Source organism: Sulfitobacter sp. IGS-18, assembly GCF_059628195.1.
In genome coordinates, this window is sequence record NZ_CM184556.1 from 1,017,662 (window position 1) to 1,044,587 (window position 26,926).

General features: G+C 64.8%; 26 protein-coding genes. 10 read left to right on the top strand and 16 right to left on the bottom strand.

The genetic code is table 11. The features are described 5' to 3' along the window. Nucleotides 1–457: 457 nt before the first annotated feature. Nucleotides 458–1,027 carry a TlpA family protein disulfide reductase gene (locus ACWNZ3_RS04930; RefSeq protein ID WP_114274790.1) on the bottom strand — a complete coding sequence of 190 codons (570 nt, stop codon included), beginning with the start codon at nucleotides 1,025–1,027 and terminating at the stop codon, nucleotides 458–460. Nucleotides 1,028–1,048: 21 nt separating this feature from the next. Here ACWNZ3_RS04930 and argH point away from each other — a divergent pair, with 21 nt between their 5' ends. Genes argH through ACWNZ3_RS04960 form a run of 6 tightly spaced genes read left to right on the top strand, consistent with a single transcriptional unit; the run spans nucleotide 1,049 to nucleotide 7,057 of the window. Further along, complete coding sequence (argH, locus tag ACWNZ3_RS04935) at nucleotides 1,049–2,440, top strand: argininosuccinate lyase (RefSeq protein ID WP_496901416.1); 1,392 nt, start codon at nucleotides 1,049–1,051, stop codon at nucleotides 2,438–2,440. Further along, entirely contained in the window at nucleotides 2,437–2,616 is a 180-nt protein-coding gene (locus tag ACWNZ3_RS04940; RefSeq protein WP_496901417.1) for a hypothetical protein, read from the top strand. Before argH ends, ACWNZ3_RS04940 begins: the two co-directional genes overlap by 4 nt. After that, entirely contained in the window at nucleotides 2,613–2,783 is a 171-nt protein-coding gene (locus ACWNZ3_RS04945; protein ID WP_496901418.1) for a hypothetical protein, read from the top strand. The genes ACWNZ3_RS04940 and ACWNZ3_RS04945 overlap by 4 nt, the downstream gene beginning before the upstream one ends. A 1-nt stretch (nucleotide 2,784) precedes the next feature. Next, nucleotides 2,785–3,102 carry a DUF2834 domain-containing protein gene (locus tag ACWNZ3_RS04950; RefSeq protein ID WP_496901419.1) on the top strand — a complete coding sequence of 106 codons (318 nt, stop codon included), beginning with the start codon at nucleotides 2,785–2,787 and terminating at the stop codon, nucleotides 3,100–3,102. A gap of 42 nt (nucleotides 3,103–3,144) precedes the next feature. Continuing rightward, nucleotides 3,145–4,410, top strand: coding sequence for a diaminopimelate decarboxylase (gene lysA, locus ACWNZ3_RS04955; RefSeq protein ID WP_496901420.1), 1,266 nt, complete (start codon nucleotides 3,145–3,147; stop codon nucleotides 4,408–4,410). 37 nt (nucleotides 4,411–4,447) lie between these two features. Next, on the top strand, nucleotides 4,448–7,057 hold the full coding sequence (locus ACWNZ3_RS04960) for a TIGR02302 family protein (RefSeq protein WP_496901421.1): 2,610 nt from the start codon (nucleotides 4,448–4,450) through the stop codon (nucleotides 7,055–7,057). 125 nt (nucleotides 7,058–7,182) lie between these two features. On the opposite strand, the gene ACWNZ3_RS04965 is transcribed toward ACWNZ3_RS04960, so the two are convergent. Both ACWNZ3_RS04965 and ACWNZ3_RS04970 read right to left on the bottom strand, forming a co-directional pair. Next, on the bottom strand, nucleotides 7,183–8,088 hold the full coding sequence (locus ACWNZ3_RS04965) for a bestrophin family protein (RefSeq protein ID WP_496901422.1): 906 nt from the start codon (nucleotides 8,086–8,088) through the stop codon (nucleotides 7,183–7,185). Nucleotides 8,089–8,751: 663 nt separating this feature from the next. After that, entirely contained in the window at nucleotides 8,752–9,576 is an 825-nt protein-coding gene (locus ACWNZ3_RS04970; protein WP_269362254.1) for a zinc-ribbon domain-containing protein, read from the bottom strand. 172 nt (nucleotides 9,577–9,748) lie between these two features. On the opposite strand from ACWNZ3_RS04970, the gene ACWNZ3_RS04975 reads away from it, so the two are divergent. Genes ACWNZ3_RS04975 through ACWNZ3_RS04990 form a run of 4 tightly spaced genes read left to right on the top strand, consistent with a single transcriptional unit; the run spans nucleotide 9,749 to nucleotide 12,645 of the window. Continuing rightward, nucleotides 9,749–10,426, top strand: a complete 678-nt coding sequence (locus ACWNZ3_RS04975) for a cell division ATP-binding protein FtsE (protein WP_269362252.1) — start codon at nucleotides 9,749–9,751, stop codon at nucleotides 10,424–10,426. Further along, entirely contained in the window at nucleotides 10,423–11,328 is a 906-nt protein-coding gene (locus ACWNZ3_RS04980) for a cell division protein FtsX (protein ID WP_274576999.1), read from the top strand. The genes ACWNZ3_RS04975 and ACWNZ3_RS04980 overlap by 4 nt, the downstream gene beginning before the upstream one ends. Beyond that, a complete protein-coding gene (locus ACWNZ3_RS04985) occupies nucleotides 11,328–12,053 on the top strand; it encodes a lysophospholipid acyltransferase family protein (RefSeq protein ID WP_496901423.1) in 726 nt (241 codons plus the stop codon). The genes ACWNZ3_RS04980 and ACWNZ3_RS04985 overlap by 1 nt, the downstream gene beginning before the upstream one ends. Then, the gene (locus ACWNZ3_RS04990; protein ID WP_496901424.1) at nucleotides 12,040–12,645 is read left to right on the top strand and encodes a pyridoxamine 5'-phosphate oxidase family protein; all 606 of its coding nucleotides are present in this window, start codon (nucleotides 12,040–12,042) and stop codon (nucleotides 12,643–12,645) included. Before ACWNZ3_RS04985 ends, ACWNZ3_RS04990 begins: the two co-directional genes overlap by 14 nt. A gap of 104 nt (nucleotides 12,646–12,749) precedes the next feature. On the opposite strand, the gene lpdA is transcribed toward ACWNZ3_RS04990, so the two are convergent. The 13 genes from lpdA to ACWNZ3_RS05055 form a co-directional block, all read right to left on the bottom strand. Further along, entirely contained in the window at nucleotides 12,750–14,138 is a 1,389-nt protein-coding gene (lpdA, locus tag ACWNZ3_RS04995) for a dihydrolipoyl dehydrogenase (protein WP_496901425.1), read from the bottom strand. Between the two features lie 101 nt (nucleotides 14,139–14,239). Continuing rightward, on the bottom strand, nucleotides 14,240–14,635 hold the full coding sequence (locus tag ACWNZ3_RS05000; RefSeq protein ID WP_269362244.1) for an MAPEG family protein: 396 nt from the start codon (nucleotides 14,633–14,635) through the stop codon (nucleotides 14,240–14,242). Next, on the bottom strand, nucleotides 14,632–14,895 hold the full coding sequence (locus ACWNZ3_RS05005; protein ID WP_114274776.1) for a hypothetical protein: 264 nt from the start codon (nucleotides 14,893–14,895) through the stop codon (nucleotides 14,632–14,634). The genes ACWNZ3_RS05000 and ACWNZ3_RS05005 overlap by 4 nt, the downstream gene beginning before the upstream one ends. A gap of 11 nt (nucleotides 14,896–14,906) precedes the next feature. After that, nucleotides 14,907–15,290, bottom strand: coding sequence for an MAPEG family protein (locus ACWNZ3_RS05010; protein WP_269362240.1), 384 nt, complete (start codon nucleotides 15,288–15,290; stop codon nucleotides 14,907–14,909). Nucleotides 15,291–15,357: 67 nt separating this feature from the next. Then, entirely contained in the window at nucleotides 15,358–16,890 is a 1,533-nt protein-coding gene (gene odhB / locus ACWNZ3_RS05015; protein WP_496901426.1) for a 2-oxoglutarate dehydrogenase complex dihydrolipoyllysine-residue succinyltransferase, read from the bottom strand. Nucleotides 16,891–16,893: 3 nt separating this feature from the next. Next, nucleotides 16,894–19,857 (bottom strand): 2-oxoglutarate dehydrogenase E1 component, encoded by a 2,964-nt coding sequence (locus ACWNZ3_RS05020; RefSeq protein WP_496901427.1) that lies wholly within the window; start codon nucleotides 19,855–19,857, stop codon nucleotides 16,894–16,896. A 43-nt stretch (nucleotides 19,858–19,900) separates the two neighbouring features. Continuing rightward, nucleotides 19,901–21,127: a hypothetical protein gene (locus ACWNZ3_RS05025; protein WP_496901428.1), complete on the bottom strand. Its 1,227-nt coding sequence runs from the start codon at nucleotides 21,125–21,127 to the stop codon at nucleotides 19,901–19,903. Between the two features lie 122 nt (nucleotides 21,128–21,249). Next, complete coding sequence (sucD, locus tag ACWNZ3_RS05030) at nucleotides 21,250–22,137, bottom strand: succinate--CoA ligase subunit alpha (protein WP_269362231.1); 888 nt, start codon at nucleotides 22,135–22,137, stop codon at nucleotides 21,250–21,252. Between the two features lie 46 nt (nucleotides 22,138–22,183). Further along, nucleotides 22,184–22,816: a hypothetical protein gene (locus tag ACWNZ3_RS05035; RefSeq protein ID WP_496901429.1), complete on the bottom strand. Its 633-nt coding sequence runs from the start codon at nucleotides 22,814–22,816 to the stop codon at nucleotides 22,184–22,186. Between the two features lie 16 nt (nucleotides 22,817–22,832). Further along, nucleotides 22,833–23,627: a class I SAM-dependent methyltransferase gene (locus tag ACWNZ3_RS05040; protein ID WP_496901430.1), complete on the bottom strand. Its 795-nt coding sequence runs from the start codon at nucleotides 23,625–23,627 to the stop codon at nucleotides 22,833–22,835. Continuing rightward, the gene (locus tag ACWNZ3_RS05045; RefSeq protein WP_269362228.1) at nucleotides 23,624–24,145 is read right to left on the bottom strand and encodes a hypothetical protein; all 522 of its coding nucleotides are present in this window, start codon (nucleotides 24,143–24,145) and stop codon (nucleotides 23,624–23,626) included. The genes ACWNZ3_RS05040 and ACWNZ3_RS05045 overlap by 4 nt, the downstream gene beginning before the upstream one ends. A 22-nt stretch (nucleotides 24,146–24,167) precedes the next feature. Continuing rightward, nucleotides 24,168–25,361 carry an ADP-forming succinate--CoA ligase subunit beta gene (gene sucC / locus ACWNZ3_RS05050; RefSeq protein ID WP_269362226.1) on the bottom strand — a complete coding sequence of 398 codons (1,194 nt, stop codon included), beginning with the start codon at nucleotides 25,359–25,361 and terminating at the stop codon, nucleotides 24,168–24,170. A 272-nt stretch (nucleotides 25,362–25,633) separates the two neighbouring features. Beyond that, nucleotides 25,634–26,521 carry a sulfotransferase domain-containing protein gene (locus ACWNZ3_RS05055; protein ID WP_496901431.1) on the bottom strand — a complete coding sequence of 296 codons (888 nt, stop codon included), beginning with the start codon at nucleotides 26,519–26,521 and terminating at the stop codon, nucleotides 25,634–25,636. Nucleotides 26,522–26,926 lie beyond the last annotated feature (405 nt).

Here is a 26,926-nt window from a genome sequence, read left to right on the forward strand (position 1 = left end):
TTTTGAAAACGCCGTTGGGCGTTGCGACATGGTCTGCGGGTTGGGCTTTTTCGAGGCGGTGCGCCGCTGCGCATTCTTTGAAGAATTCGGTCCGGTGTTTTTGAAAACGCCGTTGGGCGTTGCGACGCGGTCTGCGGGTTGGGCTTTTTCGAAGCGGTGCGCCTTTGCGAATTCTTTGAAGAATTCGGTCCGGTGTTTTTGAAAACACCGTTGGGCGTCACGCCGCGGTCTGAGGGTCGGGCTTTTTCGAGGCGGTGCGCCTTTGCGAATTCTTTGAAGAATTCGGTCCGGTGTTTTTGAAAACACCGCCGGGCGTTGCGACACGGTCTGCGGGTTGGGCTTTTTCGAGGCGGTGCGCCGCTGCGAATTCTTTGAAGAATTCGGTCCGGCGTTTTTGAAAACGCCGCTGCACGTCACGCCGCGATCTGCGGGTTACAGCTTCGCGGGGCCGCTCCCGTTAACCGCCGGCGCGCTCTGCGATCAGCGCCTTGATGATCGATTTTGCGCTGTCGCTGGACCAGTCCGCATCCCCGCGCAGCCGTGCGATCTCGCGGCCTTCGGGGTTCACCAGCACGGTGATCGGCAGGCCGAAAATCCCCATCTGGCTGGCCAGGGCCTGTTTCGGATCCTGGTGGCGCGGCAGGCTGGTGACACCGGCCTCGGCAAAGAACTTCTTGATGCCTTCGGGGGAATTGCGCCCCGCTGCGATGGTCAGCACCTCGAAATCATCGCCGCCGAATTCCCTTTGCAGCGCGTCGAGCTGCGGCATTTCCTTGCGGCAGGGCGCACACCAGGTCGCCCAGAAGTTCACCAGCACATATTTGCCCCGGTAATCGGCCAGCGTCCCCTTGCCCGCCCCGTCGGCCAGGTCGAAGGCGGCATCGGAGGTGGCGGCAGGCGTGTCATGCACCACCAGCTTTTTCATGTCCCCCGCGCGCAGGCCCAGAATGTCCACCGTCCCGGCCAATGCGGGGTTTGCACCTGCCAACAGGGCCGTATACACGAGGCCGAACACGAATTTTCTCATCTGTCCCTCCGAGGGTTTGACATGACTGACACGACTTCCAACAAGATGTGGGGTGGCCGGTTTGCCGCCGGGCCAGACGCGATCATGGAGGCGATCAATGCCTCGATCTCGTTTGACAAGCGGATGGCCGCACAGGACATCGAAGGCTCGCGTGCCCATGCCGCCATGCTGGCCGCCACGGGCATCATCACTGATAGCGATGCGGATGCGATCCGGGAAGGCTTGCTCACGATCTTGTCAGAGATCGAAAGCGGCACATTCGAATTCTCCGCAGCCCTTGAGGACATCCACATGAATGTGGAGGCGCGCCTGAAGGATCTGATCGGCGCACCCGCGGGCCGGTTGCACACCGGGCGCAGCCGCAACGACCAGGTTGCCACCGATTTCAAGCTCTGGACCCGCGATCAGTTCGATGCCTTTGACGCCGGTCTGGTGGCGCTGATCCATGCCCTGCTGGCACAGGCAGAGGCGGGTGCCGATTGGGTGATGCCCGGTTTCACCCATTTGCAGACCGCCCAGCCGGTGACCTGGGGCCATCACATGTTGGCCTATGTGGAGATGTTCGGCCGCGATCTTTCCCGGGTGCGCGACGCCCGCAGGCGGATGAATGAAAGCCCGCTGGGGGCCGCGGCGCTGGCCGGCACCTCCTTTCCCATCGACCGCGACATGACCGCGCAGGCGCTGGGTTTCGACCGTCCCTGCGCGAATTCGCTGGATGCGGTCAGCGACCGGGATTTCGCGCTGGACTTCCTGTCCTGCGCCAGCATCTGCGCCATGCACCTCAGCCGCTTTGCCGAAGAGCTGGTGATCTGGTCCTCGGCCCAGTTCCGTTTCGTGGCGCTGTCGGACCGGTTTTCCACCGGCTCCAGCATCATGCCGCAGAAGAAGAACCCCGATGCCGCCGAGCTGATCCGCGCCAAGATCGGCCGCATCTTTGGCGCCAATACCGCGTTGATGATGGTGATGAAGGGGCTGCCGCTGACCTATTCCAAGGACATGCAGGAGGACAAGGAACAGGTCTTTGACGCTGCCGACAACCTGATGCTGGCGCTGGCCGCGATGGAGGGCATGGTGCGCGACATGACCGGGCAGCGCGACAACCTTGCCGCCGCCGCAGGCAGCGGCTTTTCCACCGCCACGGATCTGGCGGACTGGCTGGTGCGGGTGCTGGGCCTGCCGTTCCGCGATGCGCATCATGTCACCGGCACCCTGGTGGGCATGGCGGAAAAGGCGGGCTGCGATCTGCCCGACCTGACGCTGGAACAGATGCAATCGGTGCATGGCGGGATCACGGATGGTGTTTTCGATGTCTTGGGCGTGGAAAATTCCGTGAATTCGCGTATGTCTTATGGTGGGACGGCACCGGCGCAGGTGCGCGTTCAGATCGAACGGTGGAAGGACATTCTGGCATGAGGATCATCCTGGCCCTTTTGGGCATCTCGGCGCTGGTGGCCTGCGGCGCGGACGGCGAGCCGGTGCAGCCATCGGCGAATTCGACCGTCACCCTGTCCAGCAGCGGCATGCAGGCGGACACCAGCCTGGGGCTGCGGCAGGGGTCCTTCGGGATGTCGCTGGGGCTGGGCCTGTGAGGGCCGCCCTGATCATCGCGGCGCTTGCGGCTCTGGTCTCTTGCGGGCCGAAGAACCCCGATGACGATCCGGCGGGCCGGGCGGATACGCGCCAGCAGCCGACCAATCTGACGCCGGGGGTCAGCATCTCGGGCTATGCCAACATCGGCGTGAAGAAAAGGTTCTGACATGTCGGCACTGCGGATGACATTCCTCGGGCTTGCGGTCTGGGGAGCAATCCACCCGATGTATTATTTCATCACCTGGTTTCAGGCCAATGGCTGGGACATCATGGCGATGGGGGCGGCCTGGCATGCCAATGCGGCGGCCAGCGGGCTGGTCTGGGACCTGACCATCGCGGCGGTCACGCTGACGCTCTGGATCCTGGCCGAGGTCGCGGTGCGGCGCAACTGGGGAGCGCTGATCGCGATTCCCGCGACCTTCTGCATCGGGGTGAGTTGCGGGCTGCCGCTCTATCTGTTTTTGCGGACGGCGCCGGTCCGATAGGACGGGAGCCTCCGGCGGGGAATATTTAAGGCCAAAAAGAACATGGATCACTTTCTCTACCGCGACGGCGCGCTTTTCGCCGAGGATGTTGCTGTGGCCGATATTGCCGCCGCGGTCGGCACGCCGTTTTACGTCTATTCCACCGCCACCCTGCTGCGGCATTTCCGGCTGTTCGACGAGGCGCTGGAGGGCATGGATCATCTGGTCTGCTATGCGATGAAGGCCAATTCCAACCAGGCGGTGCTGCGCACGCTGGCGCAGGCGGGTGCGGGGATGGATGTGGTCTCGGGCGGGGAATACCGGCGCGCCCGGGCGGCAGGTGTGCCGGGCGAACGGATCGTGTTCTCCGGCGTGGGCAAGACCCGCGAGGAGATCCGCACCGCACTTGAGGGCGGCATCCGCCAGTTCAACGTGGAAAGCGAGCCGGAGATGGCGGTGCTGGATGCCTGTGCGCGCGCCCTGGGAAAGATCGCCCCGATCACCATCCGCGTGAACCCGGATGTGGATGCAAAGACCCATGCCAAGATTGCCACCGGCAAATCCGAGAACAAGTTCGGCATCCCGATCGCCCGCGCGCGGGAAGTCTACCGCATGGCTGCGGCCATGCCGGGGCTGGAGGTGGTGGGCATCGACGTGCACATCGGCTCGCAGCTGACCGATCTGGAACCCTATGAGCTGGCCTATCGCAAGGTGGCGGAGCTGACCGGGGTGCTGCGCGCCGACGGCCATGAGATCCGGCGGCTGGATCTGGGCGGCGGCCTGGGCATCCCCTACGAGCGCAGCAATGCCGATCCGCCGCTGCCTTCGGATTACGGTGCCATGGTCAAGCGGACGCTGGGGCATCTGGACTGCGAGATCGAGATCGAGCCGGGCCGGCTGATCGCGGGCAATGCGGGGCTGATGGTGAGCGAGGTGATCTATGTCAAATCCGGCGAGGGGCGCGATTTCCTGATCCTGGACGGGGCGATGAACGACCTGATCCGCCCGGCGATGTATGATGCCTGGCACGACATCATCCCGGTGGTGGAACCCGCTGTGGGCGTGGAACGTGCGCCCATCGACGTGGTGGGGCCGGTCTGCGAATCCGGCGATACCTTTGCAAGGCAGCGGATGATGCCGCCGCTGGCGGCGGGCGATCTTGTCGCCTTCCGTTCTGCGGGCGCATATGGCGCGGTCATGAGCAGCGAATACAACTCCCGGCCCCTGATTCCGGAAGTTCTGGTGCATGGGGATCAATTCGCGGTTATCCGCCGACGTCCGAGCTTTGACGAAATGATAAATCGCGATACCATCCCTGAATGGTTGTAAGGCATATTGCCTGCGGCCGCGCCGGAGGCAATTCCTGATGAACACATCCCCCAACACCGACCGCAAGGACGCCTTGTCCGCCCTGCGCTGGCCGCTGCGCCTGACATGGGCGGGGATGCTGGCCGAGGGGTTGGTGCAGGCGCTCTGGCCGCTGTTGAGCGTCACGCTTCTGGTGCTGGCGGCGCTGATGATGGGCCTGCAGGACGTGGTCAGCCTCGAAGTGGTCTGGGGCGCTGCGGTTGTGGCGGGCCTGGGCTGGCTGGCGGCGCTGGTCCATGCGCTGCGCCGGTTCCGCCTGCCCACGCAGGGCGCGGCCATGGCGCGGCTGGACCGCAGCCTGCCGGGGCGTCCGATTCAGGCGCTGCTGGACGATCCGGCCATCGGCAAGGGCGACCCGGCGGCGATGGCGGTCTGGCGCGCGCATAAGGCGCGGATGGCGGCGCGCGCGGCCACGGCCCGGGCGGTGCCTGCCGATCTGCGGGTGTCGCGGCGCGACCCCTATGCGCTGCGCTATGTGGCGGTGCTGGCCTTTGGCATGGCGCTGCTCTTTGGTTCGGTGCTTCGCGTGGCCTCGGTGGCGGATATGGCGCCGGGCCGGGGCGGGCTGGCGCAGGGTCCGGTCTGGGAGGGCTGGGCGGAGCCGCCGCGCTATACCGGCAAGCCGACGCTGTATCTGAACGATCTGGACGCCGGGCCGCTGACCCTGCCTGCGGGCACGCTGATCACCCTGCGGTTCTATGGCGATGTGGGCGCGCTGACGCTGGCGGAAACCGTGTCGGGGCGCACCACGGATGTGCCTGCGGCCTCTGACCCGGCGCAGGATTTTGCCGTGGTGCAGGATGGCAGCATCGCGATTGACGGGCCCGGCGGGCGGCGCTGGGATGTGACCATGCTGGCCGATACCGCCCCCGAGGTGGAACAGCTGGGCCCGCCCGAGGTCTCGGCGCTGGGCGAGATGCGCCTGCCCTTTGCCGCGCGGGACGATTATGGCGTGGAGGCGGGCGAGGCACGGATCACGCTGGATCTTGCCTCGGTCAGCCGGCGCTACGGGCTGGTGGTGGATCCGGACCCGCGCCCGGAGGTGATTGTGCCGCTGCCGACCCCGATCGCGGGGAACCGCGCGGATTTCGAGGAAAACCTGATCGAGGATTTCTCCAAACACCCCTGGGCGAACCTGCCCGTCCGGATCAGCATGAGCGTGCTGGATTCCGCCGAGCAGATCGGCCAGACTGCACCGCGCCAGATGATCCTGCCGGGGCGGCGCTTTTTCGACCCGGCGGCGGCGGCGGTGATCGAGATGCGGCGCGACCTGCTGTGGTCCAAGTCGAACACGACGCGGATGGCGCAGGTGTTGCGCGCGGTGGCCTACCGGCCCGGGGATCTGTTCCGCTCGGAGGTGACGGCGCTGCGGCTGCGCGATGTGATCAACCGGCTTGAGCTTCATGCCCGCTATGGTCTGAGCGACGAGATTCAGGACGAGTTGGCAGAGGACCTCTGGGGGCTGGCCATCGAGCTGGAAGAAGGCGTGCTGGCCGATGCGCTGGAGCGGATGCGCCGGGCGCAGGACCGGCTGAACGAGGCGATCAGGAACGGCGCCTCCAAGGAGGAAATCGCCGAGCTGATGGATGAGCTGCGCCGTGCGACAGAGGAATATCTGCAGCAGTTGCAGCGCCAGCAGGCGCAGGAGAACGAACAGAACGGCGACCCGCAGCAGCAGGGCGAACAGGGCGAGACCATGCAGATGACGCAGGACGACCTGCAGCGCATGATGGACCGCATTCAGGAACTGATGGAACAGGGCCGCATGGCCGAGGCCGAGGAGGCGCTGCGCGAGTTGCAGGAGCTGATGGAGAACATGCGCGTGACCGAGGGGCAGCCCGGCCAGAACGGGCAGTCTCCGGGGCAGCAGGCGATGGAGGGGCTGTCGGAGACCCTGCGCGAGCAGCAGGGGCTGAGCGACCAGGCATTCCGGGATCTGCAGGAGCAGTTCAACCCCGGCGCCCAGGCCGGCGAAAACCAGGGCAACGAGGGGCGCAACGGCGGCCAGGGCCGCGGCGAAAGCCACGAGGGCCAGAACGGGCAGGGTCAGGGCCAGGATCAGCAGCAGGGCGAGAACGGCCAGCGCGGCGAACAGGCCGGACCGGGACAGGGCCAGGAGGGGCTGGCGGAACGTCAGCAGGCGCTGCGCGAGGAATTGCGCCGCCAGCAGCAGAACCTGCCGGGTCAGGGCACGCCCGAGGGTCGCGCGGCGCGGGATGCGCTGGACCGGGCGGGCCGGGCCATGGACGGTGCCGAAGAGGCGCTGCGCAACAATGATCTGGCCGAGGCGATCGACAACCAGTCGCAGGCCATGGAAGCGCTGCGCGAGGGCATGCGCGCGCTGGGCGAGGCGATGGCCGAACAGGAACGTCAGCAGCAGCCCGGACAGGGCGACACCGAACAGGGCGGCCGCGCCAACCGTGACCCGCTGGGCCGCGAGGGCGAAAGCGCCGAGGGCGGATTGTCGGACGGCGGCCGCATCGGCGAAGGGCCGGATGCCAGTGACCGCGCCCGCCGCCTGCTGGATGAAATCCGCCGCCGCTCGGGCCAGACCGAGCGTCCGGAACTGGAACGCGATTATCTGAACCGGCTGCTTGACCGGTTCTGACGCGGGTTCGGAGGGGGCCTGAACTACAGCGTTTCGGGATAGGCTTGAAACATCCCGCGTCACTTTTCGCGTAGGACCGAAGGGAGAGGCAGCGAACAAGTGATTCAGGTATATCCCGAAACGCTTTAGGTCAGCACGTAGTTGCTGGCCTTGAGCGGTTCGGGTGCCGGTTGTTCGAGGGCTTCGGCCACCGAAATCTCGATGGTGCGGCACATGGCATCCAGCGGCAGCCCGTTGTGGACGTTCTGGAACGGCAGCTCCAGTTCATTGGTCACCATCTGCAACCCGAAAAAGACGTAAGCGACGACGGCGGCAAAGATTGGTGCGAACCAGCCGGTGGCTTCGATCAGGGCAAAGGGCAGCAGCCAGCAGTAGAGATAGGTCGTCCGGCGGATGAGCAGCGAATAGACGAAGGGCAGCGGTGTTGTCAGGATGCGTTCGCAGCCCGCCTGTGCAAGGGCCAGGGAAGAGAGGGTCTGTGAAATGGTCATCTGGCCAAAGCCGCTGATCGCCTCCTTTCCCGTCAGATTGCCGATCTGGTCCGCCATCGAACGCAGGGCGGCATCTGCGGGGTTCTGATGGGCGAGCATGGCATCGGCTTTCTTGGCGCCGACCCAACCGACGATATCGCCGCGCGTATCCACCTGCCGCAGGTAGCCGCGATGCAGATGTGCAAATGCCACGGCACAGGACAGGATCCGCGCGCGGTCCGTGCCGTTGCCGACAAAGATGCACATGTGCCGGCCCAGGTTGCGCACATCCGCGATCATCGACCCCCAGAGCTTGCGCGCCTCCCACCACCGGTCATAGGCGGCGTTGTTGCGAAACCCCAGAAACAGGGAAAGCGCCACGCCGAAGATGCCCATGGCCGAGATCGAGATATGGGGCAGGCCGACATGGTATCGGTCAAGGTAGAGCACCAGGCCGGTCAGCACCGCGATGCCCAGGATCTTGCCCATGATCTTTGGCACGATCGAGCCTTGCATGACGATAAACAGCTGCAGTGTTGAGGGATGGTCCCGGACAATCATTCTGATCTGGTCTCCTGGCGGGTTACCTGTGGGAAATGCGGAAACGCGGGGTCTGGAAGGGGGTGCCCCGTGAGGTTTTCTTAACGGCTGGGGCGGGGATTGGCGGGTCACGTTGCGCCGTTGCAGCGTGCAAAAGCGCCTTGTCCGGGAGAAGGGCCGGTTTGCAATTGGTCAAGGGGGGGCGAGGTGGTTGGCGCAGGAAAGCCCGACGCGGCAATCCACCGGGCGCTGCCCGCCCCGGGCGAGACACAACCTGATCTCCTCGCGCCTGAGGTGACAGAGAGTGCCGTGATGACATGTCATATTTGACATGTCATCACGGCAGTCTGATGAAGGCAGTCTGATGAAGGCAGTCTGATGAAGGCAGTCTGATGAAGGCAGTCTGATGAAGGCAGTCTGATGAAGGCAGTCTGATGAAGGCAGTCTGATGAAGGCAGTCTGATGAAGGCAGTCTGATGAAGGCAGTCTGATGAAGGCAGGCTGCGCGTCACCCCAAAACCCGGTGGCCCGTGCCCGGAACATTGCCCGTACCCGGAACAATGGTTCGCAGCTGCGCTAAGTGTTTGAGATGCAACATCAGACCCGGCCCCTGAGCCTCCGGCCCGAACCACGCCCGAACCGCCCGTCACGGGCGTTTTTCAGGCCGGGGAACGGGAAACACCCTCAGGGTGTGGATTGCGCCGCCAGTGAATCCAGCCAGATCAGCAGGTCCTGAACATTCCGGTCAAGCCAGAGCCGGAGCTGGTCAACGCCGCTGACATAGGAGGACAGATAGGGGTCCACCTGCGGCACCGCGCGGGCGATCTGCGGGGCAAAGACATAGATGGCAATCAGGATTGCCGCGCAGAGGATCACCAGCACGAAGCCACGGCCGAAACCGCCCCCGCGCGCGGTGACCGGCAGATCACCCTCGCCCGGCGCGCTCTGGGGGGTGCCGCGCTCATGATCGCTGCGCAGGGTGGAGTTGATCTCTTCGATGTCGGGCAGCAGCTCCCGGCGCGAGGACATGGCGGCGGCGCGGGCCTCTTCCTCTGACAGCGGTTCGGGTTCGCCCCGCATCCGCGCCATCCGGCGGCGGGCCTCCAGCGCGCGGCGTTCGCGGTCGTCTTCGGGGTCGGCCACATCCAGCCCCAGATCGGGCTGGCTTTCCAGCGGCTGCGCCTGCTCCTGGCGGCGTTTGCGCGCCTCATGCTCGGCTTCCGCTTCCTGGCGCAGGATGTCGGCCACCGCCGGATCCAGCTTGCGCCGCTCCGGCGCCGGGGCGGGCCGGGCGGGTGGCGGCGGGGGGGCGGTTTCCTCGTCCGGTGCCGGGGCATCGGGCGGCGGCACCTCCACGGCGTCTTCACTTACCTCTTCGGGGGCATGGTCCGGGTGATGCTGAAACCAGGTCTGGCCGCAATTGGAACATTGCACATCCCGCCCGGTTGCCGGCATGACGTCATCGGGCACTTCATATTGTGCATCGCAATTCGGACAGGTCAGCCTCATTGATGTTCCCGCTGCTCTCCATGGTCCCGTTTCGGGCCGTTAACCATTTTCGACCAGCATAGTGCAAGATTTCCGCAGGAAAAGTGCAATCTCGACGCTGGACCCCGATGTGGTGCATTGAATCCCCGGCGGTGCTCAGGCACAACAGGTCGACAAAACCCGGGGAACCTGCGTGATCGAGCTGGAAAATGTGGCCTACAGCTATGGCGGCGGCGAATTGCTGTCGGACATAACGCTGAAACTCGCGCCCGGGTCCTTTCATTTCCTGACAGGCCCCTCGGGTGCGGGCAAGACAACCCTGATGAAGCTGTGCTACGGTGCGCTCTTGCCCACGGCGGGCCATGTGCGCCTGTTCGGGGCGGATGTGCGCGGGCTGGGCCGGGATGACATTGCCATGGTGCGCCGCCGGGTCGGCGTGGTGCATCAGGATGTGCAGTTTCTGGACCATCTGGATGTGTCGGAAAACGTCAACCTGCCGCTGACCGTCTCGGGTCGCAACGCCGAGGCCGCGGGCGGTGACCTGGCCGAGCTGATGTCCTGGGTCGGGCTGACCAACCGGGCCAATGCGCTGCCGCCGGAGCTGTCGGGCGGCGAACGCCAGCGCGCCGCCCTGGCGCGGGCCGTCATCATGTCGCCCGACGTGGTGCTGGCGGATGAGCCCACGGGCAACATCGACTGGGACATGTCGCAACGCCTGCTGCGGCTGCTGATCGAGCTGAACAAGATGGGCAAGACCGTGCTGATTGCCACCCATGACCTGAGCCTGATCCGCGCCACCAAGGCGCATGTACAGGCCCGGGTGCTGCGCATCGCAAACCGCCGCGTCCAGCTGGCGGGGGCGGACCTGTGAAGCCGGGGGCAGGCAGCCTGCGCGCCCTTTTGGCGGGAGACCGGCAGGCGGACCGGGTGGTCCCGCCTTCGGGCTTCACCGCGCAGCTGACCCTTTTCGCGGCCGGTGCCATGGCGTTTCTCGCGGTCTTTGCGCTGGCGCTGTCGCTGGCGGCGGGCCGTCTGGCGGAACGCTGGGGGTCGGAGCTTGCCCGCACCGCCACCGTGCGCATCGTGGCCCCGCTGGACCAGCGCGCGGCCCAGACCGAAGCGGCGCTGCGCATTCTGGAAACCACCAGGGGGGTGGCAACCGCCCGCGCCCTGACGGATGCGGAACAACAGGCGCTGCTGGCCCCCTGGTTTGGCCCGGACCTGGCGCTGGACGCGCTGCCGGTGCCGCGGCTGATCGAGGTGATCGAGGACAGTGACGGCATGGATGCCGCAGGCCTGCGCCTGCGGCTGGCCGCCGAGGTGCCTGGTGCGGTGCTGGACGATCACGGGCGCTGGCGTGAACCGCTGGTGCAGGCGGCCTCGCGGCTGCGGCTGATCGGCTGGGTCTCGATCGCGCTGATCGCGGCGGCGGTGGCGGCGATGATCACCCTTGCCGCACAGGCCGCCCTTGCCGCCAATGCGCAGGTGATCGCGGTGCTGCGTCTGGTGGGGGCCACCGATGATTACATCGCCCAGGCCTTTGTCCGCCGCTTCACCCTGCGGGCACTCTCGGGGGCGGCGGCGGGCACGGTTGTGGGCCTGATCGCCGTGGTGCTGCTGCCCAGCGCCTCCGAAACCGGCGGTTTCCTGACCGGGCTGGGATTTCGCGGGCTGCACTGGCTGCTGCCCGTCCTGATTCCGCTGCTGGCGGGGGGCGTCGCCTTTGCCGCGACGCGGGCCGCGGCACGGCGCACCTTGAGAGGGCTTTCGTGATGCTGCAATGGATAAGGTCGATCCTTTACGTGGTGCAGGTGACAGTGGCGATGCCGCTTGTCGGCCTGGCCTTCGCCCCCTGGGCGATGTTCTCCAAACGCGGTGCCTATACCGCCTGCAAGACCTATGCCGCCTGGTGCATGTGGTCGGCGCGCTGGCTGATCGGACTGCGTTGCGAAGTGCGCGGCCCGGTGCCGCAGGGAGAGGTGCTGATCGCGGCCAAGCACCAGTCCTTCCTCGACATCATCATGATCTTTCACGCCCTGCCGCGGGCCAAGTTCATCATGAAGCGCGAGATCCTCTGGACCCCGGTGATCGGGCAATACACCAGGCGGATGCAGATGATCGCGGTGGACCGGGGCAAGCGCGGCAAGGCGATAGCCAAGATGATCGCGGATGTGAAGGCGGGCAAGATCGAGCCGGGGCAGATCGTGATCTATTCCCAGGGCACCCGGGTGGCGCCGGGCAAGCGCATTCCCTACAAGATCGGCAGCGCCGCGCTCTACGAGCAGTTGCAGCAGACCTGCATCCCGGCGGCGACCAACGCGGGCTATTTCTGGCCGCGCCGGGGGCTGTACCGGCGGCCGGGGGTCGCGGTGGTCGAATTCCTCGATCCGATTGCGCCGGGGCTGGACCGGGCCAGCTTCATGCAGCGGCTTGAAGAGGTGGTGGAACGCCGGTCGGACGCGCTGTTGCAGGAGGCGGGCTGGCGTGCGGCGGATTGAGGATATCGCGGCGCTTGAGGCGCTTTACGGCAGGCCCGGCGCGCCGTCGCTGCGCAAGGTGGCGGACCGGCTGACGCCGCTCTACCGCAAATGGATCATGGCGTCGAAGCTTTGCATTCTGACCACGGTGGGGCCTGACGGCACCGATGGCAGCCCGCGCGGCGACGATGGCCCGGTGGTGCTGGAACTGGATCCGCAGCGGCTGGCGCTGCCCGACTGGCGCGGCAACAACCGGCTGGATTCACTGCGCAACATCGTGGTGGATGGCCGGGCGTCGCTGATGTTCCTGGTGCCGGGGTCGAACAATGTGGTGCGGGTGAACGGCACCGCGATCCTTACCGACGATGCCGATCTGCGCGCGCGCTTCGACAAGTCCGGCCGCCAGCCCGCCACGGTGATCGTGATCACCATATCCGAGATCTATACCCAATGCGCCCGCGCGCTGATGCGGGCAGGCACCTGGGCCGGTGTGGACGAAAGCACCGGGTTGCCCAGCGTGGGAGAGATCCTGGCCGAGATGACCAGCGGCGAAGAGGGCGGCGCGCCCTATGACGATGCCTGGGGCGCACGGGCCGCCAGGACGATGTGGTAATGGCAACCTCTGCCCCATAGCAAAAGGGGGCCTGTATCGCGACACGCCCCCCGCTCTTTTTGGCTCATAAATATCCCTGCGCAACGCGTGCCGGTCCCGCCACCTCACATGTGGATCGGGCCATCCCCGCAGGCCAGCGCGGCTTCGCGGACCGCTTCGGAATAGGTCGGATGCGCGTGGCATGTCATCGCCAGATCCTGCGCCGAGGCGCCGAATTCCATCGCCACGCAGACCTCGTGGATCAGATCGCCGGCGCCGGGGCCGATGATATGGGCGCCCAGGATGCGGTCGGTCTCCTTGTCCACGATGATCTTGACGAAACCGTCGCCTGCAAAAACCGCCTTGGCCCGGGCGTTGCCCATGAAGGAGAACTTGCCCACCTTATAGGCGCGGCCCGCTTCCTTGAGGGTGGCTTCCGTTTCGCCCACCGATGCGACCTCGGGGTGGGTGTAGATCACGCCGGGGATCACGCCATAGTTCACATGGCCGTGCTTGCCCGCGATCACCTCGGCCACGGCCATGCCCTCGTCCTCGGCCTTGTGGGCCAGCATCGGGCCTTCGATCACGTCGCCGATGGCATAGATGCCCTTGACGGAAGTGGCCCAGTGGTCATCGACCGCGATCTGGCCGCGCTTGGTCAGCTCGATGCCCAGGGCATCGAGACCGACGCCGTCGTGATAGGGTTTGCGCCCGGTGGCGACCAGCACCACATCGGCGTCGATCACATGTTCGCTGTCGTCCTTGCGCAGCTTGTAATGCACCTTGGCCTTGGTCTTGGTCGCCTCGGTCTTCTGCACGGCGGCCCCCATGATGAAGTCCAGCCCCTGCTTTTTCAGCATCCGCTGGAAGGTCTTCTGCACCTCGGGGTCCATGCCCGGCGTGATCGCATCGAGGAATTCCACCACGGTGACGTCCGAGCCCAGGCGCGCATAGACGCTGCCCAGCTCCAGCCCGATCACGCCGGCGCCGATGACCACCATCTTCTTGGGCACCTTGCCCAGTTCCAGTGCGCCGGTGGAAGTGACGACGACTTTCTCGTCGACCTCGACGCCGGGCAGGGACGCGGCCTCGGACCCGGTGGCGATGATGATGTTTTTCGCCTCATGCACCTCGTCGCCGACCTTGACCTTGCCGGCCTCGGGGATGCTGCCCCAGCCTTTCAGCCAGTCGATCTTGTTCTTCTTGAACAGGAATTCGATGCCCTTGGTATTGGTGTCGATGGTGGATTGCTTGTAGCTCAGCATCTGTTTCCAGTCGACCGAGGGGCTTTTGCCCTTCAGGCCCATCTCGGCAAAGTTGTGCTCTGCCTCATGCAGCATGTGGGAGGCATGCAGCAGCGCCTTGGAGGGGATGCAGCCGACGTTCAGGCAGGTGCCGCCCAGGGTGTCGCGCCCCTCGACGCAGGCGGTCTTCAGGCCCAGCTGCGCACAGCGGATGGCGGCAACATAGCCGCCGGGGCCGGAGCCGATTACGATGACATCATAGGTGGACATGTGTGTCTCCTTGGGTGTTGAGCGTGTTGACAGCGAGGGTAGGGGGGCCAGCCCCCCGGCGCAAGCGCCTCCCCCCGGTGGTATTTACTGGAACAATGAAATCAAAAGAGCGCCACCAGCAGCATCAGCAGGGTGGCAATGAAACCGGCAAACCAGATCAGCGACCGCCAGGGCCGCCAGCCCAGCGCATAGGCAGGCACATAGAGCAGCCGCGCGATCAGGTAGACCCAGCCGCAGAGCGCGGTGAGCGCATTGTTCTGCCCCGACATCTGGATCACGCCCACGGCAATGGCAAACAGGATCAGCCCCTCGAAGTGGTTGTCAAAGGCGCGGCCCAGACGCGCGGTGCGGTCGGTCAGCGTGTTGTTGGGGGGCCGGTCGCGGGCGGACATGGTGAAGCCGGGCCCGAGCTCGCGGTTGGCGGGCACCGCGTAGAGCGCGAATTGCAGGTATTGCAGGATCGCGGCGAGGGTGAGGGCGGTGAGTTCCGGGGTCATTTGGTGTCCAGAAAATACGCCGAAGAGGAGGTGACCGTGCCGCCATCGTCCGAGGCCAGGGCGTTGGACCTTTCGATCCATTGCTGCGCCTTGTCGCGGTCGTTGACCTTGAGCAGGAAGAAGGCATGGGTGTCGCTGTCGGCGTCCTTCCAGACCTGCAGCACGGTCAGCCCCGCGTTGCGCCGCGCCTCGTCATCCTTGTCGAAGGCGGCTTTCCAGTCGGCGAAGGAGGTGACGTGCTGGTGGACGATCATCTGCATGGCAGGTCCTTTCAAAGCGCCTGGAGATAGAGGACGGCGGTGGCGATGAAACCCGCCAGCCAGGCCAGCGTGCGCACCGCAGGCACGCCAAGGGCATAGACCGGCAGGTAGATGATCCGCGCGATCATGAAGACCTGTGCGGCCAGCAGGGTGGTGGCATTGGTCTTGTTCAGGACCTCAAGGATCAGCACGGCGGGAGCAAAGAGGGTCATTGCGACGAGGGAGTTGTTCAGCGCCCGTTCGATCCGCGCCACCATGCCCCGGGTGCCGCGGTTGTCGTCGCGCGAGGACATGATGTAGCCCATGGAAAGCTGGTTCATGGCGCCCATCACCTGCAACAGGATGGTGATCATGACCAGCAGGCCATAGGCGATGAGGATGGTGATTTCGGTCATTGGATGCGATCCTTGGTTAGGACATGTGGTGGATCGGTAGGGTGGGGTTTTCCCCCACCCTGTCGGTTTACAGATCCATCAGCAAGCGGCGCGGGTCTTCCAGTGCCTCTTTCACACGCACGAGGAAGGTGACCGCCCCCTTGCCGTCGACGATGCGGTGGTCGTAGCTGAGGGCGAGGTACATCATCGGGCGCACCACGATTTCGCCGTTCACCACCATCGCGCGGTCCTGGATCTTGTGCATGCCCAGGATGCCGGATTGCGGCGGGTTCAGGATCGGCGAGGACATCAGCGAGCCGTAGACGCCGCCGTTGGAGATGGTGAAGGTGCCGCCCTGCATGTCGGCCATGCTGAGCTTGCCGTCGCGCGCCTTGACGCCCAGGGTGTTGATTGTTTTCTCAATCTCGGCAAAGGACATGGCGTCGGCGTTCCTGACCACCGGCACCACAAGGCCGGTGGGGGTGCCCACGGCGATGCCCATGTGGACATAGTTCTTGTAGACCACATCGGTGCCGTCGATCTCTGCGTTCACATCCGGCACTTCGTTCAGGGCGTGGCAGCAGGCCTTGGTGAAGAAGGACATGAAGCCCAGTTTCACCCCGTGTTTCTTTTCGAAGAGCACCTTGTATTCGTTGCGCAGGTCCATCACCGCGGTCATGTCGACCTCGTTGTAGGTGGTCAGCATCGCGGCGGTGTTCTGCGATTCCTTGAGACGGCGCGCGATGGTCTGGCGCAGGCGGGTCATCTTGACGCGTTCCTCGCGGGCGGCGTCATCGGCGCTGGAGGGCGCGCGGGGGGCGGATTTCGCCTCTGGTGCCGAAGCGGCGGAGGTGCCAGCGGCGATGGCCCTGGCCACGTCCTCTTTCATCACCCGGCCATCGCGGCCGGTGCCGGTGACGGCATCGCGGCTGATGTTGTTTTCCGCCATCGCCTTTTTCGCGGAAGGCGCGTCTTCGACATCCTTGCCGCCCTTGCTTTCGGCGGCGGGGGCCGCTGCGCTTTGCTTTGCGGGGGCGCCGGCGCCGGCGCCTTCGCCACCGGAGATCACCGCGAGCTTTCCATTGGCCTCGACGGTGCTGCCTTCCTCGGCCAGGATCTGGGTCAGGGTGCCGGCGGCGGGGGCGGGCACCTCGACGCTGACCTTGTCGGTTTCCAGCTCGCAGAGCATTTCATCCTGCGCGACGGTATCGCCGACCTGTTTGAACCAGGTGCTGACGGTGGCCTCCGTCACGCTTTCGCCCAGGGTGGGGACCATGACATCGACATCATCGGCAGGGTCGCGGGGTTTCATTTCCTCGGCCCCGGCATCGACGGATTTCGGCGCCTCCTTGCCGGTGTCAGCCGCCTTGCCCCTGGGCGCTTCATCCCCGGCGGAGATATTGGCCAGCAGGGCATCGACGCCCACGGTTTCGCCTTCGGCGGCGACGATGTCGGCCAGGGTGCCTGCCACGGGGCTGGGCACTTCGACGGTGACCTTGTCGGTTTCCAGCTCGCAGAGCATTTCATCGACCGCCACGCTGTCGCCGGCTTTCTTGAACCAGGTGGCGACGGTTGCTTCGGTCACGGATTCGCCCAGGGTGGGCACACGTACTTCGGTCATGGGTTACTTTCCTTTGATGGTCAGCGCTTCGTCAACGAGAGCGGCTTGTTGTGCTTTGTGCTGGCTCGCCAGGCCCGTGGCGGGAGAGGCGGCGGTGGCGCGGCCGGCATAGGCCGGGCGGCCGTGTTTTGCACCGATGCGGCCCAGGACCCATTCGATGTTCGGTTCGATAAAGCTCCAGGCCCCCTGGTTCTTGGGTTCTTCCTGGCACCAGACCATTTCGGCATTCTTGAAGCGTTCCAGCTCCTTCACCGCGGATTGCGCGGGGAAGGGGTAGAATTGTTCGAAACGCAGGATGTAGATGTCGTCGATCCCGCGGCTGTCGCGTTCTTCCAGCAGGTCGTAATAGACCTTGCCGGAGCACATGACGACGCGCTTGATCTTGTCATCGGCGACCAGTTTGGTTTCTGAATTGCCCTTTTCCGCGTCGTCCCACAGGACCCGGTGGAAGCTGCTGCCGGTGGTGAATTCCTCGGCCTCGCTGACCGCCATCTTGTGGCGCAGCAGGGATTTGGGCGTCATCAGCATGAGCGGCTTGCGGTAGCTGCGGTGCAGCTGGCGGCGCAGCAGGTGGAAGTAGTTGGCGGGCGTGGTGCAATTGGCCACGATCCAGTTGTCGCCGCCGCACATGGTCAGGAAGCGTTCCAGCCGGGCGGAGGAATGTTCCGGCCCTTGCCCTTCGTAGCCGTGGGGCATCAGGCAGACGAGGCCGGACATGCGCAGCCATTTGCTTTCGCCCGAGCTGATGAACTGGTCGAACATGATCTGCGCGCCGTTTGCAAAGTCGCCGAACTGGGCCTCCCACAGGGTCAGGGCGTTGGGTTCGGCCAGCGAATAGCCATATTCGAAACCCAGCACCGCATATTCCGACAGCATGGAATCGATGACCTCGTATTCCGCCTGCCCCTCGCGGATATGGTTGAGGGGGTAATAGCGGTCTTCGGTCTCCTGGTTGATCAGGGCGGAATGGCGCTGGCTGAAGGTGCCGCGGGCGCTGTCCTGACCGGCAAGGCGGACCTTGTAGCCTTCGGTCAGCAGGGAGCCAAAGGCAATCGCCTCGGCGGTGGCCCAGTCAAAACCCTTGCCATCCCTGAACATCGCCGCTTTCGCCTCAAGCAGACGGCCCACTGTCTTGTGCAGGGGGAAATCCTCGGGCGCGGTGGTCAGCGCCTTGCCGACTTCGGCCAGCGTTTCCTTGGAAATTGCGGTCTTGCCGCGCTGGTATTTCTTTTCCTTGGACTTATCGAGATGGGACCATTTGCCATCCAGCCAGTCGGCCTTGTTGGGGCGGTAATCCTTGCCCGCCTCGAATTCCTCGTTCATCTTTTTCTGGAAATCGGCCTTCATGTCCTCGATCTCGCCCTCGGGGACAAGGCCGTCCTTGACCAGCCGGTCGGAGTAGAGGCTGAGCGTGGTCTTCTGGCCCTTGATCTTCTTGTACATGATCGGGTTGGTGAACATCGGCTCGTCGCCTTCGTTGTGACCGAAGCGGCGGTAGCAGATGATGTCGATCACCACATCCTTGTGGAACTTCTGGCGGAATTCCGTGGCGACGCGGGCGGCGTGAACCACTGCCTCCGGGTCGTCGCCGTTGACGTGGAAGATCGGCGCCTCGACCACCAGGGCATTGTCGGTGGGATAGGGCGAGGAGCGCGAGAAATGCGGCGCGGTGGTAAAGCCGATCTGGTTGTTCACCACGATATGCATTGTGCCGCCGGTCTTGTGACCGCGCAGGCCCGAGAGGGCGAAACATTCCGCCACCACGCCCTGACCGGCAAAGGCCGCATCGCCGTGCAGCAGGATCGGCATCACCTTGGTCCGCTCGCGGTCGTGCAGCTGGTCCTGCTTGGCGCGCGCCTTGCCCAGGACAACGGGGTTCACCGCCTCCAGGTGGCTGGGGTTTGCGGTCAGGCTGAGGTGGACGATGTTGCCGTCGAAATCGCGGTCGGACGAGGCCCCGAGGTGGTATTTCACGTCGCCCGAACCATCCACGTCTTCGGGTTTGAAGCTGCCGCCCTGGAATTCGTTGAAGATCGCGCGGTAGGGTTTCTGCATCACATTGGCCAGCACCGAGAGGCGGCCCCGGTGGGGCATCCCGATCACGATATCCTTGACCCCCAGCTGGCCGCCCCGCTTGATGATCTGTTCCATCGCGGGGATCAGGCTTTCGCCGCCGTCCAGGCCGAAGCGTTTGGTGCCCATGTATTTGACATGCAGGAACTTCTCAAAGCCCTCGGCCTCGACCAGCTTGTTCAGGATCGCCTTGCGGCCGTTCTGGGTAAAGGAGATTTCCTTGCCATAGCCTTCGATCCGTTCCTTGAGCCAGCCGGCCTCTTCGGGGTTGGAAATATGCATGTATTGCAGCGCGAAGGTGCCGCAATAGGTGCGTTTCACGATGTCCACGATCTGGGCCATGGTGGCCACTTCGAGGCCCAGCACGTTGTCGATGAAGATCGGGCGGTCCATGTCGGCCTTTTCAAAGCCATAGGCCCTGGGGTCCAGTTCGGCATGGGTGCCGGTGTCGCGCATGCCCAGCGGGTCCAGGTCGGCGGCGAGGTGCCCGCGGATCCGGTAGGCGCGGATCAGCATCAGGGCGCGGACCGAATCCAGCACCGCGCTGCGCACCTGCTCCTCGGTGATCTGCGCGCCTTGTTCGGCGGCTTTTTCCTTGATCTTGCGGCCTGCGGCCTCAGCCTCGACCGGTTCGGGCCAGATGCCTGTCAGCGCGCCGATGTTGTCGCCCATGGGTGCCGGGGGCCAGTCGCTGCGCGCCCAGGAGGGGCCTGCCGCCTCCGCCTTGACGGCTTCGCCGTCGTCGCCCATGGCCTTGAAGAAGGCCGCCCATGCCGCGTCCACCGCATTGGGGTCGTTGGCGTATCTGGCATACATCTGTTCAAGGTATTCTGCGTTTTCACCTTCCATGAAGGATGACGCGTGGAACTGTTCGTTTCCGGGTTGTTCGGTCATGATGTGGCCTCGTTCGGGCGGGGGTTATGGTCAAATTCGGTTTCTAGAGGGCTTGCCTCAACGGCCTTCGTCCGTCGGGTGCGGCTGCGGCCCAGGTGCCCCCAAGGCAGGGGGCGGTCTGCTGCGGCGCGCTGTGCACCCCTGGCGGGGAGGCGTCAAGGTCACTCAGCGTGGCGGGGTCGATCAACTGGCGCAGGCGGTTGTCGCGCTGAACCTGGGCGGCGATGCCGCGCAGCCATTGGTCGATGCGGTGACGCTCATGCGTACCAAGATCGTTGCGCGACAGGGGTGACTGGGCGCGATGCGCGGGAAAGCTGCTAGCGATGTCGGCGGCGGTGAGCCCCTGCGCCCAGGGTTCGATGCCGTCCAGATGGCGGCGCTGACGGGCGGCAATTGCGGCAGCCTGATCCGGGGCGAACAGGGTCAGCGGGCCGTCACCTTCGACATTTGCGGCGCGGGTGATCGCAAAGAGACGCCGCCGCAGCTGGTCCGCCCCGGCGGCATCCGGTGTCGGGGAAAGGGTTTCGAGGTGCCAGAACACATGGCCCAGGCCGATCGTTGTCAGATAGCCCGGTGATACATTCACGCGCGGGACATCACAGGTCACGCGGCCCTTGAGCGGGCCGTCAAAGCCGGCCATCGCCATCAGGCGTTCGGGCAGCGCAAGTGCGCGGTCCGGGCTGTGGTAGGGGGCGGCGATGACATGGAAGCCGAGGTCTGAAAGCTGCCGGAAACTTTCGGCGTAGCGCTGGACCGGAAACGCCTCCAGCCCGCGCGTGCCGAGATCCAGGCGGGCGTTCATGGTCTTGAGTTTCTGAACATAGGCGCTGGTCAGAAAACCGGCCTGTTCGCGGATCAGGACCAGAAGATCAATCCGGTCGAAGCCGAGCGTGGATACCGCGTCATGCAGGTGGCGCGCCGCGCGCTGGCGGCGGGTGTCGTCCTCGTGGGGGTCGAATTCGTTTAGGAATCTGCCGTCGACCAGCAGCATCTGTGACAGCCGCTCTGCCGAGAGGATGACCGAGGCGTCCGGATGTGCCGCGCAGAACTGGCCAAAGCGGTCGATCAGATCGCTTTGTTCCGCCCTGCGGTCCTCCGGGGCGGCCAGAAAGGCATGGGCCAGCGGTGCGCCATTGGCATTGGGGTTCAGCAGGTCCAGTGGCAGGACCAGACCGGCATCCGCCAGCACGGCGGCATTGCCCCGGAGCCAGTGCTGAAAGCTGCTGGTGCCCGTCTTGAATGGCTCGATATGCAGGATCAGCCGGCGCATCACAGGATGCTCGGTCGGGGGCGGACGGTAAGGGCGGGCGGCTGTCGCATCATGTCTCGCGGGTTGGATGGGGAGCGAAGGGCCGGCCTGCTGTCGGCCCTTCGCCTGGTTCGGGCAGGGGATCAGCCCTTTTCGATCGCGGCCTTCACGGCCTCGCCCAGGGTGGCGGGGCTGTCGGCGACAACGATACCGGCGGATTTCATCGCTTCGATCTTGTCCTCGGCACCGCCCTTGCCACCGGCGACGATGGCACCTGCGTGGCCCATGCGGCGGCCCGGAGGGGCGGTGCGGCCCGCGATGAAACCGGCGGTGGGTTTCCAGCGGCCCTTCTTGCGTTCGTCGGCCAGGAATTGCGCGGCTTCTTCCTCGGCGGAGCCGCCGATTTCGCCGATCATGATGATGCTCTCGGTCTCATCGTCGGCCAGGAACATTTCCAGCACGTCGATATGTTCGGTCCCCTTGATCGGGTCGCCGCCGATGCCCACGGCGGAGGATTGGCCATAGCCGAGATCGGTGGTCTGCTTGACCGCCTCGTAGGTCAGCGTGCCGGAACGGCTGACCACGCCGCAGGAGCCGCGTTTGTGGATGTGGCCGGGCATGATGCCGATCTTGCAGGCGTCGGGGGTGATGACACCGGGGCAGTTCGGCCCGATCAGGCGGGATTTCGACCCTTCCAGCGCGCGGGCGACGCGCATCATGTCCAGCACCGGAATGCCTTCGGTGATGCAGACGATCAGCTCCATCTCGGCGTCGATGGCTTCAAGAATGGAATCGGCCGCGAAGGGAGGCGGCACATAGATGACGGAGGCATTGGCCCCGGTGACATGGCGCGCCTCGTGGACGGAGTTGAACACGGGCAGGTCCAGGTGGGTCTGGCCGCCCTTGCCGGGCGTCACACCGCCGACCATCTTGGTGCCATAGGCGATGGCCTGTTCGGTGTGGAACGTCCCCTGCGAGCCGGTGAGGCCCTGACAGATGACTTTTGTGTTTTCGTCTACAAGTACGGCCATATTGGCAGTCTCCTTTGGATAGTGTTCTTGGTTGGCGAAGTGCCGGTCAGTTCTGTTGCAGCAGGAAGGCGTGTTCGTTCACGCCAAAGGCTCCGCCCTGGAATTCCTGATGTTTGAGGATGGATTTCTTGCCATTCACGACAATCTGCGCCACGCCGTTGCGGTGCGGGGTTTGCAGCGCGTTGAAAAAAGCTTCCCGCACATTGGTTGTGTTCTTTTGGTCCACCACGACGGTGACGGCGCATTCATGGGCAAAACGGGTGTTCACATTGACCTGAAATGACACGGGTGTCGCGCCGGTGAACTGTGCGCCGTAAATCGACTTGCCCTCACGCTCCAGGTCGCTGAACCCAGCGTCTTTGGCGGCAGAAAACAGCGCGCCAAGGTCCGGGGCATGTGCCATACAGGTCCGGGCAAAGGCGCGAATGGGGCCTGCGATACCGGCATCGGCCTTGACGTCGGGGAATATTACATCGGTCACATCTGCGGGGGAGATGCCAGCCACCGCGACAGGGGCACCGGCGCTGGTCCGCTGCGCCAGTGCCGAGGTGCTGGGGTGCACGGCTTGCGGCCCGTTGCGGATACCATCGTTGGCGGTGTTGTAATTGCACCCCGACAGCGCGGCACCCAGCAGGAGGATACCGGCGAGGCCTGCGGGAGTCTGTTTCTTGTGGTTCATCATTCTTTCCATTGTGTCAGGCGGCCGACTTGCGCAGCAGGACCGAGATATTGTCGTCGACCGGCAGGGTAAAGCGGTTGACCAGCCAGGTCCTGAACCCGATCTGCGCGGCGCATTTGCGCAGGCTGGACAGGGTGAAGTAATTGACGTGGTCGGGGTAGCGGAAGCCGCACCATTTCGGGCCGATCACGCGGCGGTTCAGCGAGGCGAAGTTCGGCACGCGGATGAAGACCCCGCCGTCGGGTTTCAGCGCCCGGTGCGCGCCCTTCAGCACGCCGGTCACATCGGTCTCATGTTCGAGATAGGAGAACATGACGATGCCGTCGAACTGGCCCTTGTCGAAATCCCAGATCGCCTCGGCGCCCGCGCCATGCAGGCAATAGCCGCCCTGCGCGCGCATCCGTTTGTCCGAAATCCTGTGCAGCGCGGTGGACAATTCGATGCCGTAAGGCGTCATCGGTGCCGTGATCCGCTGGCCCCAGCCCGACCCGATGTCAAGCACATGGCCATCGTTGAACCAGCGCCGGAAGCTGTTGGTCTTGTCACGGTACATGCCCAGCGCATTGCGCAGCCTGCGCACATAGGGGCTGAACCGGGTCGATCCCCTGGAGGCGGCTTTCTTGTCCTCGTAGGTCTTTTCCCAGGCGAAATCCTCTTCCAGCGCCTCGTAGGCGGGGGGATTTTGCAGATAGGTCATGGTGCAGCCATTGCAGGTGGCCACCTGCCAGGGGTCCGGCGAATAGGCGGGAAGCGGGGTGGCATCCGTGCCGTGGCAGACCGGGCAGGGACGCGGGGCGCTTTGATCCATCATGACCCCTCCGGCAGGCCAAGCCCGTCATAGAGGCGGTCAACCGCCATGAAGGTCACCGGGGCATGGGGCGCGTTGCGCAGGCCCACATGGACCACGGCAACTCGGCCGCGCAGCAGTTCGCGCCCCTCGATCAGGGTGGTGCCGGGGGTGACCGCATGGGTATCGGGCAGCGGAATCGGGGTGCCGAAGACCGGCGGTGTCGCCATCTGGATGCGCAGCGCCTCGATGGCTGCGGCGGTATGATCGCCGTCAAAGGCCACTTCGCAGCGCCGTTCGACACCGCGCTGGGCATCCGCCGGGCGCGGCTCAAGACTGTCGTCCCAGAAGGTCAGGGTGAAGGGGGCGGTTCCCGCGCTCATGTTGTCGCGGGCCTGGGCCTCCGTCTGACCGGCCTTGAAGCACCAGGCGTTGAAGCTGTCGATGGCCAGCTTCGCCTCGTTTCCGGATGCCAGAACCGGCCCTGCCGCAAGATATGCGGTCAGGGTTACGGTCAGGGTCACAAGGCGAAGGGAGCGCATCAGATGGCCTTTGGTTCGGGACTTAGCCTTTGACGGCTTTCACGATCTTTTCGGCACCGTCCTTGAGATCGTCAGCAGCGATCACATCGACATCGGAGTTGTTGATGATCTCCTTGCCCTTTTCGACATTGGTGCCTTCGAGGCGGACCACCAGCGGCACCTTGAGGCCCACTTCCTTGACCGCGGCGATCACGCCCTCGGCGATGACATCGCAGCGCATGATGCCGCCGAAGATGTTCACCAGGATGCCTTTGACTTGCGGGTCGGAGGTGATGATCTTGAAGGCCTCGGTCACTTTTTCCTTGGTCGCGCCGCCGCCCACGTCGAGGAAGTTGGCAGGCTCGGCCCCGTAGAGCTTGATGATGTCCATGGTGGCCATCGCCAGGCCGGCGCCGTTGACCATGCAGCCGATCTCGCCGTCCAGCGCGATGTAGTTCAGGTCGTATTTGGAGGCTTCGAGTTCCTTGGGGTCTTCCTCGGTGGTGTCGCGCAGTTCCGCGATGTCGGCGTGGCGGTAGATCGCGTTGCCGTCAAAGCTGACCTTGGCGTCCAACACCTTGAGGTCGCCGCCGTCGGTGACGATCAGCGGGTTGATCTCCAGCATCTCCATGTCTTTTTCCAGGAACGCCTTGTAGAGCAGGCCCATCAGCCCGACGCATTGCTTGACCTGCTTGCCTTCCAGCCCGAGGGCAAAGGCGATGCGGCGGCCGTGGAAGGCCTGGTAGCCGGTGGCCGGATCGACGGAGAAGGACAGGATTTTCTCGGGCGTCGATGCGGCGACCTCTTCGATGTCCATGCCACCCTCGGTGGAGCAGACAAAGGAGACGCGGGAGGTCTGGCGGTCCACCAGCAGGGCCAGGTAGAGTTCGGTTTCGATGCCGGAGCCGTCTTCAATGTAGATGCGGTTGACCTGTTTGCCCGCCGGGCCGGTCTGATGCGTGACCAGGGTGCGGCCCAGCATCTTCTTGGCCTGTTCGGCGGCCTCTTCCACGGATTTGGTCAGGCGCACGCCGCCTGCGTCACCGGCATCTGCTTCCTTGAACTTGCCCTTGCCGCGGCCGCCTGCGTGGATCTGCGCCTTGACCACCCAGAGCGGGCCATCCATCTCGCCGGCGGCGTTCTTGGCGTCCTCGGCCTTGAGGACCACGCGGCCATCGGAGACGGGCGCGCCGTAGCTGCGCAGGAGGGCTTTGGCCTGGTATTCGTGGATGTTCATCGCAAAAGGATCCCGTAGTTGGTTCAAGAGCAGGGCGCAGCGCGCGCGAGTCTTATCTGTCGGGAACCAGACTTTCTCAGTTGCGGGGATATTGAAAGTGGAAACTGCTGTTTGTGATCACACGCGGAAAAGGTGTGATCACAAAATCGGCGACTTTAAGCGGATGTCAATGAAACATGGGTGAACCCGGGTCTGGAGTTCACTTTTTACCCCCTTGGGGTTCGGTGCGGGCCGCGGGGATTCTGTGCGCCGGGGCCGCGCCGCGCCGCCCGTCATCCGGCGGAACTGCCCTGCGCGCCGTGCTCCAGCCAGGCGCGGTCCTGTGGCCCGAGACGGGCGTCCATCATGGCGTCATAGGCTGCCAGTTCGGCATCGCTGAGCTTGCCGATCCATTTGCCGCCACTGGCGCTGTGGAAGAAATCGGAATCCTTCTTCATGAAGCCGGTGCCGCCGCCCGGTGCATACCGCGCGGCATGGGCCTTCATGTTGTCGAAGGTGGCGGCCTGGATCAGCGCCTCCATCAGGGCGGCGGGGTGCGTTATGCCCAGCAGCCCGGCCACCCTTGCAAAGGTGCCGGGCAGATCGCGGGTCATGTCGGCATAGTGAAACAGCGCGACATTGGGGCGGTCGGCGAGGGCGGTGGCGGCCTTGTAGTGTTGCAGGATATGCGCAAGCGGCATGGCATCGGTATCGAAGCCTTCGGCCCCGCCGTCCAGGAAGCGGCGGAAGGTGGTGCCGTCGCGGTCATCCTCCGGATACCAGAAGTCGAGCAGGTGCATGGGGATGTTGCGCAGGTGTTTGCGGTAGGAGAAATGCGCATCCAGCGGGTGGCGGAAGACGCAGATATATTGCGCCTGGTCATCCAGCGGCAGACCGTCCATCGGCGTGTGGCTTTTCAGGCAGCGCCGATGGGACATGGCTTCGAGCCGCGCGGCCACCTCCGGCAGTTCGCGCAGGCGGATGTCGACCCATGGCATCCGGAGGGCGACTTCGGTTTCGACATCGGGGTCGCCGGAGAACAGCAGGGCGATGATGGTCTGCATCCAGGTGGTGCCGCATTTCGGCGGGGAGGCGACGATGACGTCGTCGGGGCGGATATTGACACTGTCCCAGCGGCGGTTGTCGGTCAGGGCACCGAGGTAGAGTTTTCGGCGGGTCATGTCTGGGCCTCCTGCAGGGTCCGGTACAGGGAAAGTGCTGTGCGGGCAGAATGCAATGGGAAAATGGCCGGGGGGGCTGTGCGAGGTGTGGCTGCCGTCGATCACTAGCAGCCAAGGCCCGGAACAAGCCGAAGGCGCCGGGCCATCGCCTGCCCGTGCCCCGGGTAGGCGATTTGGTGAAGCTGGGTGTCCCACTGATGGGATTCATCACGGTTGAGAAATAAAGTGGCATGAACATAGGTCAGCATCGCCTCCCCCGGGCAGGCGATGACCCGGCTTGCGCTTCAGATCGCAACGCATTCAACGATGCCCGGTGTGTGGCCAAGCCCGGCATCGCGGTACGTAGCCCTCAAGCACCCCGCCCGGCGCAGGCCGGGCCATCGCCTGCCCGCCCGTGGCACCGAA